The following is a 14,728-nucleotide window of genomic DNA, read 5'->3' on the forward strand; positions in this document are numbered from 1 at the left end:
AGCACTCGTGTTATCACATGTACATTAATGACGAACAACTTCGTGAATTTTTAAGCGACTCAGGACTTGTTTCGCAGAAAAAATTCGATAACGCTGTAAAAACAGCGACAGAAAAAAGCATTACGGTGAGTGAAGTGTTGGTTTCAGAAGGAGAGATTTCTGAAGACGATTTGCGACGCTCGCACGCGTACGTACTTGGTATTCCTTTTGTTAATTTGTCTGATTCAAAACCAGATCTTAATACTCTGGCTCTTATTCCAGAACCTATTGCGCGACGTAATAATATTGTTGCGTTTAGGCAAGAAGAGAACAATTTGGAAGTTGCCATGCTTGATACGGATGATTTGGCAGCGATTGATTTCGTAAAGAAGAAGACGCAGCTTAAGATTCTGCCGCGACTTACTGACGCTGCATCAATTAAACAGATGCTTCGCTTGTACCAAAAGACACTTCGCGACGAATTGGGAGATGTAATTACGCGTGAATCACAAACGCTTGAAAAGTTTGGAAAATTACAACCAGAGAACGAAAAGGATTTACGAAAACTTGCAGAAGGAGTTCCTGCTGTACGAGTGCTTGATTCATTACTGCGCCACGCAATTGTACAAAATGCATCTGACATACATATAGAGCCACAAGAAGACGCGCTGTTAGTTCGCTATCGTATTGATGGAATTTTGCATGACGCTATGTCACTGCCAAGTAGTGCCACTGCTTCGATTACTGCACGTGTAAAAATTTTGGCCAACTTACGGTTGGATGAAAAAAGACTCCCTCAAGATGGGCGGTTCAGAATGGAGACAGATGGCGATAGGGTGTCATTCCGTGTTTCAGTGCTACCGACGTATCATGGAGAAAAAACAGTTATGCGATTGTTGCGCGAAGACGTTTCTGGATTCACATTAGAATCTCTTGGCTTTCATGGTGAGGGGCTTGAACGCTCACATGATGCTACTAGAAAGAAAACTGGGTTGATTCTTGTTACAGGCCCAACCGGTTCTGGTAAGTCAACAACTCTCTATACTATGTTGGATATTTTAAATACTGCAGACGTCAATATTTCAACAGTTGAAGATCCGATTGAGTATCAGATGAAGCGCATAAACCAAACACAAGTTCGACCAGACATTGGATTCACATTCTCTACAGGGCTTCGGTCACTCGTCCGGCAAGACCCTGATATTATTATGGTTGGTGAAATTCGAGACCGCGAAACTGCGGCGTTAGCCATTAATGCAGCACTTACTGGCCACCTTGTGCTTTCAACGCTTCACACCAATTCAGCAGCTGGCGCAGTGCCACGTCTTATTGATATGGGGGTAGAGCCTTTTTTACTTGCATCAACATTGCAAGTAGTTATTGGCCAACGACTTGTTCGTACACTGTGTAACGATAGAGAAGAATACAAACTATCCGCCGCCGAAATTAGGGGTCTGGAAGAGATGGCCGACTTAGGGGCCGTACTGAAGGCATTAAAAGAAGAAGACATTGTTTCCCAAAAAAGTACATTTAAAAATGTTTCTCTTTCAAAAGAAAAGCCAACAAAAGAATGTGAGACGGGTTACAGTGGACGAAAGGGAATTCAAGAAGTACTGCCGGTGACAGAAGGAATTAAAAAAATGATTCTTTCAGGGTCTTCAGCTGATGCTATTGAAGATCAGGCACGAAAAGAGGGGATGCTTACCATGCTTGAGGATGGTATTTACAAAAGCGCATCAGGAACGACGAGTCTTGCCGAAGTACTTCGTGTGGTAAGTGAATAATATATGAAGTTCACCTACAAAGCAGAACGAGATGGGGAGACGTACACTGACACTATTGAAGCAACTGATAGGTTTGAGGTGTATAGACATGTGAGAGCAGAGGGGGGAACGGTGATTTCGGTTACCTCGGAAGCACAAAACAACTGGAGTCTTACGTATTGGAATTCTAAATTTTCGACAGTAAAAGAGCACGACAAAATTGTGTTCGCATCAAACCTTGCAGCCATGATTTCAGCCGGACTTCCGATATCGCGTGCGCTTTCAGTTGCAGAGAGACAGGCAAAAAACCCCAAACTAAAAAGCGTTATCTTGCATGTGCGTGGGGATATTCAAAAGGGCGGCACGTTTCATGAGGCGCTTGGTAGATTTCCTAATATATTTTCTAAATTATTTGTCGCAATGGTTCGCGCAGGTGAAGAGTCAGGAACACTCGATGAGGCACTTACGACAGTTGGAAACCAACTTCAACGCTCATACGAACTGAAGAAAAAAATTAAAGGAGCACTTATTTATCCAAGTATTATTGTAGTGGCTATTGTTGGTATTGGTTTTCTGATGATGACTGAAGTAGTACCAACACTTTCGAAGACATTTACAGAATTAGGAGCTGATCTCCCCAAGGCAACGCAGGCGATTATTAATGTGAGTGATTTTTTGGTGAATTACACACTCCTTGTACTACTTGGCGTTTTGGGTTCTGTTGCAGGGGTATATGGAATTTTACGAACAGCTGGTGGTCAGCGTGGCAGAGATAAGATTCTCCTAACGACTCCTTTAATTGGTGAGCTTGTGAAAGAAATTAATGCAGCACGAACTGCACGGACATTTGCTTCGCTCCTAGCGGCTGGGGTAGATATTCTTACTGCACTTCAAATTACTGGCGAAGTTGTACAAAACCACTATCACAAAGATGTGCTTAAAGCAGCAGCAGAAAAAGTTCAAAAGGGAGGGCAGCTTTCGGATACATTTATGAAACGAGAAGATCTCTACCCGCCGCTTATGGGTGAGATGATAGCAGTAGGTGAAGAGACAGGTGCACTTGCTGACATGCTTTTACGTGTAGCTACTTTTTACGAAGGCGAGGTTGAACAAAAAACAAAAAATATGTCGACAATTATTGAACCATTTCTCATGTTAATCATTGGTGTGACTGTCGGGTTCTTCGCAGTTGCGATGATAGGACCTATTTACTCTCTCTCTGAGGCTTTCTAACCCAAAAAATAATATTGATTGGTAACATACTGATGCATCAGTATGTTTGAGTTCTCAGCAACGAGTGTACACGTGTATTCAACAGTACGGTACAATACTAAGTAATGAAGTCGAATGTTCTTTATATACGAGGGGTAGGACTGCTAGAGATTGTAGTAGGAGTATCACTCCTTACCACGGTTTTTGTAGGAATGTTTGGCGTGTTACAGCTCGGAACTCGGCTTGCGACAGATAATAAATCTCGTACCGGAGCACTCGCACTTGCGATTGAGAGAATGGAATACATACGTAGCCTCGATTACGATGATATCGGGACGGTTGGTGGAGACCCTTCAGGTGCCCTCTTGGTGAGTGTACCAATTACACTGAATAACATTGCGTACACACAACGCACGTATATTGTATATGTAGATGATCCCAAAGATGGTTCCGGTGGCTCAGATTCAAATGGTATAACCGATGACTACAAGAGGGTAAAAGTTGAGGTGTCATGGGTGGGTCCAAAAAATAATGTACGAGAGACTACGTTAGTGAGTGATATTTCATCGCTATTAATAGAATCATAGTATGAAATATTACGCATCACAGCGCGGATTTACTTTATTAGAAGCAGTTGTATTACTGGGCGTGTTTGTTTTGATTGTCGGCGCTATTGTTTCTTCACTACGGTATGTCTATCGAGGTCAGCGGTTTGCTTTTGAACAAGCTGATGCGACGCGTTCAGCTCGAACTGGTATTGAACGCGCGGTGCAAGATTTACGCGAAGCATCAGATGCAGACAATGGCGCGTATCCTATTGTATCGATGGCAACAAGCAGCGTTTCTTTCTATAGTGACTACGACAATGACAATAAAATTGAACAGATTCGGTATTTTATAGATGGGACAGATTTCAAAAAAGGAATTATAGAATCTAGTGGAGACCCTCCTGTGTACAATGGGGGAAGTGAGGTGGTGACAACTATTGCAACTGAGGTTCGTAATAATGTAATCGGTACACCTATGTTTACTTACTATGATAAGAGTGGGGTATTTATGAATGACTATACTGATATCGACCAACTGGCTTTTGTGACGCTACGACTTGTTGTTAATCTGCACCCAGAACGCGCGCCTGATGATTTTGAGCTCAGAAGTAGCGCCGCACTCCGTAACATTAGATAATATGAAACATTCTTCACAAAAGGGAATCGTAATTATTTTAGTGCTGGTGTTTGCAGCAGTATTTGGATTGTCAGTTTCTGCTCTCACAAGTTTTATATTTAGCCAGGCGCAATTAGGGGCTGGAAAAGAAGTGCGCGAACAGGCGCTGAATATAGCCGAAGCAGGTCTTGAATACTATCATTGGTTCCTTACTCACAACCCTGGAGATACCCAAGACGGAACTGGAGGCCTCGGGCCGTATGTACACACCTATTCTGATCCAGAAACCGGTGAAATAGGTTCGTTTAGTTTAGATATTGTTGGAAATGAGTCTTGTGGAATACTGCAGTCAATAGACGTCACATCAACTGGCACCGTGAATTCCGACCCCAAATTTACTCGAACTGTTTTTGGGAGACATGCTGCTCCTTCTGTTGCTGAATACTCGTACATTATCGGGGACGACGTATGGGCTGGTGCTGATCGTGAAATTACCGGACCCTATCATTCAAATGGAGGCATACGGATGGATGGGACCAACAACTCAGTGGTAACGAGTGCTGTCTCAACGTGGTCTCAGAGTTTCAACTGCAACGGTGGGAGTGCATCCCCGGGCGTGTGTGGTGACGGGCCAAATTCTACGCTCTGGCGATACCCTGCTTCTGAGTTGAGCTTTAGTGATATAGAGGCTAATTTCTCGAGTATAAAAACAGCAGCAATTGCGGATGGTATTTATCTTGCGCCATACGGCTCAACTGAAACCTACATCTTTAATCCTTACGGAGGTCCAACAGACACTGCGGCTGATGGGTACCACTTGATTTTTAATGCAGATGGAACAGTTGATATATATCAAGTTACCAGCACGACAGGATATTGGGGGTATCTTTCGGGCATTGGGTACACAGCCGATTACCATATTATAAGTGGAGAGTCTTTTATAGAGCGACGTACAGTACCTACAGATTGTTCAGTTATCTTTGTTGAAGATAAAGTATGGATTGAAGGAACAGTAAAAGGAAAAGTAACAGTCATAGCAGCAGATTTGGTGAATTCTGGATATGATCCAGATGTAATTATCTCTGGTGATATTGATTACTCTGTACAAGATGGTTCAGATGGCCTTACTGTCATCAGTGAATTTGGTATCTACCTACCGAGAGACTCCGCTGATACACTTTCAATACACGGTATTTTTGTCGCACAAGGAGATAGATTTGGTCGACCATATTATAGCGGTAGTTTAAAGACGCAATTAACAATAAAAGGATCTATTGTGTCGAGTCAACGAGTAGGAACTTCTTGGTCATCAGGATCTACTATTATTTCAGGTTACCAGAATCGGGATAGCATATATGATCGACTACAGACAACAAACCCGCCTCCATTTACGCCATCGAGGACGCTCATTCCTGAATATATTCTTTGGCAAGAACTGTAGCGTGGTACAATCATTTCTATGAAATCGGTGATTTGTAATTGGAAAATGAATCCTGCAACTTTTGCTGAGGCGAAGAAACTCTTTGATGCAACGAAAACACTTGCAGCTTCTGTAAAGAAAGTAGATATCGTTGTCGCCCCACCTGTTGTTTTCTTACGAGAGCTTGCAAAAGGGTACAGAGGCACTCGTGTGGAATTTGGAGCACAGAATATTTCAACCGAAAGTGAAGGGTCGCATACTGGTGAAACCGCTGCTGCACAAGTACGAGATGCTGGGGCAACGCATGTGATTATAGGTCATGCAGAGCGCCGTGCACTGGGCGAGACTGATGAACAAGTTGGCAAAAAAGTACTCACGGCACTTGAAAATAAAATGGATGCCATAATTGCAGTCGGCGAAAGTGAACGCGACATACATGGGGAGTACGTACAGGTAGTTCGGAATCAAATCGTCACTGCACTACGAGAAATTCCTGCAGCGAGATTTAAAAATGTAACCATAGCATATGAACCTATATGGGCAATTGGGGCGCCAACTGCACCTGACGCAAACGAAGTGCATCAAATGATGTTATTAGTTCGAAAGACGGTACGCGATGCGTTTGGAGATAAAGCACTTAAAGCAGTACGTGTTGTGTACGGAGGGGCGGTAAATGAAGATAATGCTGAGGGCATATTACGTGTTCCAGATCTCGACGGTGTATTAGTGGGTCGGGCAAGCCTTGATCCAGCACGGTTGAAAGTTATAGTACAAGCGGCACAAAGCGCATGAATGTAGAATGGATAGATGAACAGAATGATTTAGCTGGCAAAGTGGTGCTAGTCCGTGCTGGGCTAAATACTCCTATAGAAAAAGGAGTGGTTCGGACTGATTTTCGAATACGAAAAGCTATCCCGACACTACGTTTTCTTAGAGACCAGGGTGCTCGGGTAATTGTAATTGCACACATTGGGCGCGATAAAAACGAAACACTCCAGCCTGTTGCAGATGCGCTTAATGAATATTTTCCAGTAAGGTTTCAAGAAAGAAAAGATCTAGATGTTTCTACATTACAAAATGGTGACATCACGTTGCTTGAAAACCTACGACAAGATAATCGTGAAGTAGCTGGTGATGAAACTCTCGCACAGGAACTCGCAGCGCTTGCTGATGTTTTTGTACAAGATGCATTTTCAGTGTGTCATCGGAACCATGCGAGTATTGTTGGGATACCAAAATACATCAAAAGTTATGGTGGTTTGTTAGTGAGGGAAGAAACTGAGAAATTAGCGAGTGTTCTCCAACCAGAACATCCTGCACTTTTCATTTTAGGAGGTGCGAAGTTTGGGACAAAAGAACCACTCATTCGGAAATTTATGGGAGTCTATGATTCTGTCTTTATCGGTGGTGCACTACAAAACGAGCTACTCGCTGCGCGCGGAATAGAGGTAGGGGCGTCGGTTATCGATGATGGTGAAGTTGCCAAAGATATTTTAGAAAATGAAAAAGTAGCTGATGTGCACGATGTTATTGTTGAGCATGTTGATGGAAGTTCTGAAACGCTTTCAATAAACCAAATAGGTAACGAAGACACGATTGTTGATATAGGAGAGGGCACGATGCAGAATTTTGTTGCAACGTTTAATACATACAAAACTATTGTGTGGAACGGACCACTTGGCTGGTACGAAAAGGGGTACATCAGTGCGACAAAAACATGTGCACAGACACTTGCATTAAGTAGCGCAACGACAGTTGTTGGAGGTGGAGACACCATCGCACTTATTCAAAAAGAAAAGTTAGAAAATGAGTTTGACTTTGTTTCAACAGGAGGTGGGGCAATGTTGGAGTTTTTGCTCAAAGGAACGCTTCCCGGGCTTGAAGTACTGAAATAAGAAACACTCTTTACAGAGAGTCTTTTATTTTTGCTGCGATTTTCTCGGCGATAGTGGTCAATGTTTCGCTACTTGGATTTCCCTCTTTTCCTTCGAGTAATATTTTTGAAGTGATGTCTTCGTGATCTTCTGTTGGTATAAGATGTACGTGTGTATGTGGTACGTCCCATCCTGCGATGACCAGACCCATCTTTTTTGGTTTCAGCGCATTTTCGATTGCTCCAGCAAGAATGTGTGTAGCTTGCATGACATGCATATATACTTCGATCGGGAGTTTTTCAAAATTTGGCTCGTGTACTTTTGGTACAACAAGTAAGTGACCTGGGCGGATTGGATGGATATCCATAAATGCCAATACGGTTTCATTTTCGTACACTTTATACGAGGGCAGTTCATCTCTAACTATTTTACAAAAAATACATTCTTCCATTAGTGCAGTATAATCCAAACACATGACTAAATCCAAAGCATACACAGTACGAAAAAAACCGAGCGAAACAGTACGGAAAGCACTCAAAGAATTTCCAGATTTTGTACAGGAAATTTTGGCAGCTCGGGGTATAAAAACACATAAAGCTGCACAAGATTTTTTTAATCCAAACTACGATGAACAAGTATATGATCCATTCCTTTTGCACGACATGGATGTTGCTGTTACACGGATCATAAAAGCAATCGATAATAACGAACATATTGCTATCTACAGCGATTTTGACGCAGACGGTATTCCCGGTGGTGCGCTGTTACACGACGTATTCAAAAAGATTGGCTACGAGCGTTTCACAAACTATATCCCACACAGAGACACAGAAGGGTATGGTTTTCATAAGGAGGCAGTCGATACTCTCTTAAAGAAGGAAGTATCGCTTATTATAACGGTGGATGTCGGCATTACGAATGGTGAAACGGTTACGCATGCCAATACATTAGGAGTCGATGTTATTGTTACTGACCATCATATTCCTAGTAAAACACTGCCTGATGCAGTTGCTGTTGTGAACCCGCAACGCGAAGATGAAACATACCCATTTCGGTTTTTTTGCGGGACAGGTGTGGCGTTCAAATTAACTCAGGCACTTTTTATTCGGGCGCGAGAGCAAGACAAAGACTGGGTTAAAGATGTTCCGGAAGGGTGGGAAAAATGGTTGCTCGATTTAGTTGCTATCGCGACTGTTGGTGACATGGTTCCGCTTGTCGGTGAAAACAGAACATTGGTGCACTACGGACTGACTGTGTTGCACAAATCACGACGACCAGGAATTACTGCACTATGTCGTAAGTTGGGTATCGGGCAGGCGTACATTACAGAAGATGACATCGGATTTTCTATTGCGCCACGAATTAATGCAGCTTCGAGAATGGGAACTCCTGAATTAGGATTTCGATTGCTTACGACTGTTGATGGTGCAGAAGCCGCAGACGTCGCGCGCGAGTTAGAATCTCTTAACAATAAACGTAAAGGAAGTGTTGCGAGTATTACGAAAGAGTTAAAGAAACGTTTTGAAGAAAATTCAGATGGAGCAGTTCTTGTTGCAGGAAATCCAAATTGGAATCCAGCATTACTTGGGCTTGCTGCTAACTCTCTTGTAGATACGTATGGAAAGACGGCGTGCTTATGGGGACGGGAAGGCACCGGAAGTATCAAAGGGTCATGTCGTGGGAACGGAAACGTAAATGTCGTAGATATGTTTAATCACGCAAGTCATACTCTTGTACAATTTGGCGGACACGAACATGCGGGAGGTTTTTCTGTTGATGCAGACAAAGTGCACATTATGGAGGATGCTTTTAACAGTGCGTACAAGGAACTTTCAAAAGGGGTCAAACTGTTAGTGCCAGAAGCTGATGCTGTTTTGCCGCATGCGTCATTACGCGAAACGCATAAAGTACTTTCACAATTTGCTCCGTTTGGTATGGGGAATTCCAAACCAGTATTTGTATATAAAAGTGCTCTTGTACGTTCGTTGAAACAATTTGGAAAAGAAGAGGCACATATAGAATTACATCTGGCAGCTGATGAATTTGAGAATACTGTTCGAGCGATTGCGTTCTTTAAAAACCCACAATCATTTTCACGAACCCCAGAACAAGATCGTGTCGTTGACGTTCTGTGCACTATAGAGCTCTCACGTTTTGCTGGTCGCGTAAATCTTGAGCTACGCATTGTGGATATTGTGTAAGTACTATCAGTACTAAGTGAGGTACTATAATTCGTATATGAAAAGTTTTTCTAAAAAAGAAGCGTTTGTAGCTGGGTGGGAAAGTTTTAAGGAGCGTCCATTTTTTATCATTGGGTTATTTCTTATTACTACTATCATTTCTATTATTACTGGCCTCATTGCTGACGAAGTTTCAGATGGTGTTATTGGTGCCACAGTAAATGTCGCTGACTTTGCAATACAAACCATTATTGGAATGGGCTCAACCCTGATACTTTTGCGATTATATGACAGAGTTGAAACTGACTATACAGACTTACTAGAGCCGCTTCACTTATTTTGGAAATATCTCGTCGCATCAATTCTTGTATTGTTAGTTGTGGCGTTTGGACTCATTCTCTTTATTGTTCCAGGTATTGTTGCCGGTGTTGCACTTTTGTTTGCATCGTACCTTATTATTGATCGCGATCTTGGACCTGTTGAGGCAATGAAAGAAAGCCTTCGCATCACCAATGGACACCGTTGGAATATCGTACTTTTCTTATTGCTCGCATTGGGACTTAATATTCTCGGGGCACTTTTCTTTGGAGTTGGTTTGCTCGTAACCATTCCTGTTTCAGCACTTGCAATGGTGCATGTGTATCGATGGTTGCTTAACCCGCCAACTGAAATAGGAATTGAAGTTTCACTTTTGGTTAAGATCGTTACCGTTCTTTCTATTACAGTTATCTTTATTGGAACGGCCCTTTTGATTTTTGGGATTGTGGATGGGTTTCTGAACGATTCGGAGTTACGAGATACACAACGTCGTTCAGATTTGTCGCAAATTAAATTAGCATCCGAAATGTACTTTGGTACATACAATACGTTCCCAGAATCAGTAGAAGTATTAGTGCCCGACTTTATGTCTCAAGTTCCTGTTGACCCAATCACAGGTATACCGTACGAATATGTTCTTCGTGAAGGAGGTGCAGATTTTGAAGCATGCACTATTTTAGAAAATGATGAATCTGGAGGGATACATTGTGAATTCGGTTTAGAATTTGGAGCTAATAAATAGCACGCACTTGCGAGTGTAGTGAGACGTTCGACAGTGCAAAGAGCACTGGGTATACTTATCCGCATGGATAAAATCATTTGCTATACAGACGGTGCTTCACGCGGAAACCCAGGACTGGCTTCAGCAGGGGCCGTTATTTTCCAGGGAGAGAAAGTAGTAGCAGAGATTCGTTCACCTCTTGGTGTGCGGACAAATAACTGGGCTGAGTACGAGGCGGTGGTACAAGTATTACAGAAAATTAAAGACTTAGACCTTTCAGACAGAAGTATAGAAATACGAATGGATAGTAAACTTGTTGCCGAACAACTCTCAGGTAATTGGAAGATTAAGAAAGATACGCTCCGTGAGCAATACAACAAAATTCAAGATATTTTACAGAGCGGATTTGGCGACGTTGCATACACTCATGTTCGACGAGAAAAAAACACCTACGCAGACAGATTGGCAAACGAAGCGCTAGATGCGCAGTAAGTATGCATCGATTTCTCCCCGTACTCTTCGGGGCGTTTGCCTTAGGAATTGCAGTCAGATCATTTTATGAATTTGGATTGACTTTCGTAGGGCTCTTTGTTTTGAGTGCTCTTAGCCTATTGTTTGTTTCACGGCGCAGACTCTTCGTGGTATGTGCAATAGCCCTTTTGTTCTTTGCGCTTGGTGTTGGACGTATGCACGTTGCGGTACCGGTTACGATTACGAACATAGAGGTACACACAGAAGACATTGTTGTATTTGAAGGAGTGGTTATAAAAGAACCAGATATTCGAGATACCTACACCAATATAGTTGTCGCACGCACTGATACAAAACAAAAAGTACTTGTACGGATAACTCCATTTGAAGAGGTTCACTACAAAGACGAAGTCGCGATACGAGGAATCCTTGAAGCACCTGAAAATTTTGAGGGCGAAGGAGGCAGGATTTTTAATTACAGAGCGTATTTAGCAAAGGATGCTATTTACAGCATCGCTCCGTTTCCTGAATTTGAAGTACTTACGAGTAATTCAACACCAACAGGTTTACTTCTCACGCTCAAAGGGGCGTACTTAGCATCTCTCAAGAGTGTTCTTCCCGAGCCTTCAGCGGCACTCGCTGGTGGAATTACTGTAGGTGAGAGGCGTTCATTAGGCGATGAGCTCACGCAAGATTTTCGCGATACGGGGCTCATACATATTGTAGTGCTCTCTGGTTACAATATTGCCATTGTGGTGCTGTTCATTGTAGCGATGCTTTCGTTTCTACCGCCCAAGCCGAGACATCTCGTTGCTATAGGTGGTATTTTTGTATTTACTATCCTCGTCGGTGCTTCAGCGACTGTCGTGCGTGCCGCAATAATGGGAAGCATCGCGTCGTTGGGGGTTGTCGCGGGTCGTACCTATGCGGCACTCTACACGCTCGTGCTTGCCGGATTTGCTATGCTGCTGTGGAATCCGTATCTATTAATATATGACCCATCATTTCAGCTCAGTTTCGTAGCAACTGCTGGGCTGTTACTTGGAGTTCCGATACTTTTACCGTATCTCCATTTCGTACCCGAAAACTATGCATTGAAGGACATTTTTGCAGCTACCATTGCAACGCAAATCGCCGTACTTCCGTTACTGGTGTACATGATAGGGGATGTTTCATTGGTAGCAGTACTCGTTAATCTTCTCGTACTTCCTACAATACCGTTGGCGATGCTCTTTGTGTTTTTAACTGGTGTAGTAGGAATGGTATACCAACCATTTGCACTTTTGTTTGGGTTTATCGCCCATGCGTTCTTATCGTATGTCATTTTACTCGTAGAGTTTTTTGCTGACGTTCCATTTGCGGTTGTTAGTCTGCCGACTTTTTCTTTTGTATTTGTGCTTGCTGCATACGGGCTACTGACTGCACTCGTGTGGTATATACAAAGAAAAAACGACCCAGCATAGAATTAACTACACTGAGCCACTTCGTCTACCTGATACTTTTTGCACGATAAAGTTGACGCGCGTTCCTGTATTTAATTATGTATTTGCAAAACGTTGTGTTGCAACATCCCAATTGAGATTTTTGAGGAACGCCTCAACATGTTGAGCCTTTTCTGCAGGTAAATAATCAATCATGTATGCGTGTTCCCACATGTCTGCAGTAAGAAGTATATCTACGTCCGCGAGCATGCCAAGCTCGTGGTCTGCCGTCCACCATACATGAGGAGTATTACTACTTTTGTCCCACCCGAGTGTTGTCCATCCAGAACCGCGGCTCATGGCAACACTCTTAAAGTGTGTAATGAAGTCCTCCCAACTTCCGTATTTTTCGGCAACTGCTGTTTCAAGTGCAGTGCCACGGGGTTCATCTGTTTTTCCACCTACCCACTGTGAAAAGTAGAGTTCGTGCATGCGCATACCATTAAATTCGAATCCTAAACGACGACGGACTGACTCAATAGCAAATGCATATTTTTCAGAATCTTCTTTAGTAAGATCTGCTATTTGTTCTCGTAGAAGGTTGATGTGTTTCACATACCCATTGTACAAGCCAACATGCACTTCTAATTGTTTTTCTGAGATCCCTTCCATTTCTGGGAAATTAAATGTTTGAGTTTCGTATGCGTGCATATAAGTATAACTAAGTGCTAATTGCACGCATCATACCACGCACTTCTTGATACACCATCATAGAACGGATGAGCGCAGTGACCTCATCCCTCGTCTTTTATTAAGTTTTTTTGTGCACACGTATATATTGCAAATGTGCTGATGCATCAGTACATTTAGTTCATGGCGCTTGTATCGAAAAAAGTTTTTTCTGCAGAAACGCGAAAACGTATTCGCCGGCAATTTATCGAGTTGTTTGCACGACAGAAAACGCGTAAAGATATAGCTACTGTTCTTGACCAACTTTTGACCGACACCGAGCGCTTGATGCTGGCAAAACGCATTGTGCTTATACTTATGCTACAAAACAAAAGTTCGTACTACGAGATACGTGAAGCACTTGGCGTCAGTACCGACACGTCTGCACGATGGCATGCATTACTTGAGGAAGGCGAGCTCGATGCGATTGTTAAAACACTCAAGCAGAAAAAAGCTCGCGAACACTTGCTCGATACGGTAGAAATTATTTTGCGCAGTGGTATGCCACCTATTGCAGGAAGAAATCGGTACTCACGGACATTTCAACTTATAGCTGAAGTAAAGCAGGAGAAGCGTTGGTAATAACATGCTGATGCATCAGTACATTCGGGAATATAGGAAAAAAATTACCGTTGCACTTATCGGTGTACTTTTTGTGGGCGTAGTGAGTATTTGGTATCCGATTCTTAGCACCGAAAGCAAAAGAATTCTGACTGTTTCATTTCTTGATGTGGGGCAGGGTGATGCTATTTTTATTGAAACTCCAAGTGGGCGGCAAATTCTGGTTGATGGAGGAAAAGATAATAGAGTATTGCATCAACTCAATGACGCTATGCCATTTTGGGATAGGTCGATTGATGTTGTTGTTGCGACACATCCTGATGCCGACCACATAGGCGGACTAATAGAAGTACTTAAACGTTACCGTGTTGATACGTTTGTTCACTCAGGTGTGGCACACGATACAGAAGAGAATACGGCACTGGCATCTTTGGTTGCCGAAAAAGATGTCCGCTCTGTTCTTGCAAAGAGAGGTCAAGTTTACGATTTCGGAGACGGAACTACTATTACCATATTGTTTCCTGACAGACCGGTAAGTGCTCTTGAATCAAATGCAGCATCTATTATTGCACAGGTCACCTTTGGCAAGCATTCGTTCCTGCTTACGGGGGACTCCCCAAAAATGATAGAAGAGTACCTACTTTCTTTAGGAGGCGATCAATTGCAGAGTACTGTACTTAAAGTAGGGCACCATGGTTCCAAGACATCAAGTTCTCCTCTGTTTGTTGGGTTTGTAGCACCAGAGTATGCGGTGCTGTCCCGTGGCTGTGATAATAGGTACGGACATCCGCATGAAGAAGTTATAGCTGTATTGAATAGTTTTGAGATTGCCACATTCGATACCTGTGATGATGGACGAGTTACGTTTACCAGTAACGGGCAGATCCTACAGATCAAGTGATTTGACAAATTGTA

General features: G+C 42.8%; 15 protein-coding genes. 13 read left to right on the forward strand and 2 right to left on the reverse strand.

Annotated features, from left to right (window positions below; all coding sequences use genetic code 11):
- Nucleotides 1-17 precede the first annotated feature (17 nt).
- From JXR01_02890 to pgk, 7 genes are all read left to right on the forward strand, one after another.
- Entirely contained in the window at nucleotides 18-1,763 is a 1,746-nt protein-coding gene (locus JXR01_02890) for a type II/IV secretion system protein (protein QSH39224.1), read from the forward strand.
- 3 nt (nucleotides 1,764-1,766) lie between these two features.
- Complete coding sequence (locus tag JXR01_02895) at nucleotides 1,767-2,975, forward strand: type II secretion system F family protein (GenBank protein QSH39225.1); 1,209 nt, start codon at nucleotides 1,767-1,769, stop codon at nucleotides 2,973-2,975.
- 104 nt (nucleotides 2,976-3,079) lie between these two features.
- Complete coding sequence (locus JXR01_02900) at nucleotides 3,080-3,541, forward strand: hypothetical protein (protein QSH39226.1); 462 nt, start codon at nucleotides 3,080-3,082, stop codon at nucleotides 3,539-3,541.
- A gap of 1 nt (nucleotide 3,542) precedes the next feature.
- The gene (locus JXR01_02905) at nucleotides 3,543-4,139 is read left to right on the forward strand and encodes a type II secretion system protein (protein QSH39227.1); all 597 of its coding nucleotides are present in this window, start codon (nucleotides 3,543-3,545) and stop codon (nucleotides 4,137-4,139) included.
- Nucleotide 4,140: 1 nt separating this feature from the next.
- Nucleotides 4,141-5,559 (forward strand): hypothetical protein, encoded by a 1,419-nt coding sequence (locus tag JXR01_02910; GenBank protein QSH39228.1) that lies wholly within the window; start codon nucleotides 4,141-4,143, stop codon nucleotides 5,557-5,559.
- Between the two features lie 18 nt (nucleotides 5,560-5,577).
- Nucleotides 5,578-6,330: a triose-phosphate isomerase gene (gene tpiA / locus JXR01_02915; GenBank protein ID QSH39229.1), complete on the forward strand. Its 753-nt coding sequence runs from the start codon at nucleotides 5,578-5,580 to the stop codon at nucleotides 6,328-6,330.
- Entirely contained in the window at nucleotides 6,327-7,433 is a 1,107-nt protein-coding gene (gene pgk, locus JXR01_02920) for a phosphoglycerate kinase (protein ID QSH39230.1), read from the forward strand. Before tpiA ends, pgk begins: the two co-directional genes overlap by 4 nt.
- Nucleotides 7,434-7,443: 10 nt before the next feature.
- On the opposite strand, the gene JXR01_02925 is transcribed toward pgk, so the two are convergent.
- Complete coding sequence (locus JXR01_02925; GenBank protein ID QSH39231.1) at nucleotides 7,444-7,863, reverse strand: HIT domain-containing protein; 420 nt, start codon at nucleotides 7,861-7,863, stop codon at nucleotides 7,444-7,446.
- Nucleotides 7,864-7,885: 22 nt separating this feature from the next.
- On the opposite strand from JXR01_02925, the gene recJ reads away from it, so the two are divergent.
- From recJ to JXR01_02945, 4 genes are all read left to right on the forward strand, one after another.
- Nucleotides 7,886-9,613 carry a single-stranded-DNA-specific exonuclease RecJ gene (gene recJ / locus JXR01_02930; protein QSH39232.1) on the forward strand — a complete coding sequence of 576 codons (1,728 nt, stop codon included), beginning with the start codon at nucleotides 7,886-7,888 and terminating at the stop codon, nucleotides 9,611-9,613.
- Between the two features lie 37 nt (nucleotides 9,614-9,650).
- Complete coding sequence (locus JXR01_02935) at nucleotides 9,651-10,652, forward strand: DUF975 family protein (protein QSH39233.1); 1,002 nt, start codon at nucleotides 9,651-9,653, stop codon at nucleotides 10,650-10,652.
- A 63-nt stretch (nucleotides 10,653-10,715) separates the two neighbouring features.
- Complete coding sequence (locus JXR01_02940; protein ID QSH39234.1) at nucleotides 10,716-11,123, forward strand: ribonuclease HI family protein; 408 nt, start codon at nucleotides 10,716-10,718, stop codon at nucleotides 11,121-11,123.
- 2 nt (nucleotides 11,124-11,125) lie between these two features.
- A complete protein-coding gene (locus JXR01_02945) occupies nucleotides 11,126-12,565 on the forward strand; it encodes a ComEC/Rec2 family competence protein (GenBank protein QSH39235.1) in 1,440 nt (479 codons plus the stop codon).
- 75 nt (nucleotides 12,566-12,640) lie between these two features.
- Here JXR01_02945 and JXR01_02950 read toward each other — a convergent pair whose 3' ends face one another.
- Nucleotides 12,641-13,234 (reverse strand): hypothetical protein, encoded by a 594-nt coding sequence (locus tag JXR01_02950; GenBank protein QSH39236.1) that lies wholly within the window; start codon nucleotides 13,232-13,234, stop codon nucleotides 12,641-12,643.
- 162 nt (nucleotides 13,235-13,396) lie between these two features.
- Here JXR01_02950 and JXR01_02955 point away from each other — a divergent pair, with 162 nt between their 5' ends.
- Together JXR01_02955 and JXR01_02960 are read left to right on the forward strand one after the other, a co-directional pair.
- Nucleotides 13,397-13,834: a hypothetical protein gene (locus JXR01_02955; GenBank protein QSH39237.1), complete on the forward strand. Its 438-nt coding sequence runs from the start codon at nucleotides 13,397-13,399 to the stop codon at nucleotides 13,832-13,834.
- A gap of 10 nt (nucleotides 13,835-13,844) precedes the next feature.
- Nucleotides 13,845-14,714, forward strand: coding sequence for an MBL fold metallo-hydrolase (locus JXR01_02960; protein ID QSH39238.1), 870 nt, complete (start codon nucleotides 13,845-13,847; stop codon nucleotides 14,712-14,714).
- Nucleotides 14,715-14,728: the final 14 nt, after the last annotated feature.

This window comes from Candidatus Kaiserbacteria bacterium (genome assembly GCA_017134395.1).
In the GTDB taxonomy this organism is placed as follows: domain Bacteria; phylum Patescibacteriota; class Minisyncoccia; order Phycocordibacterales; family UBA2100; genus UBA2100.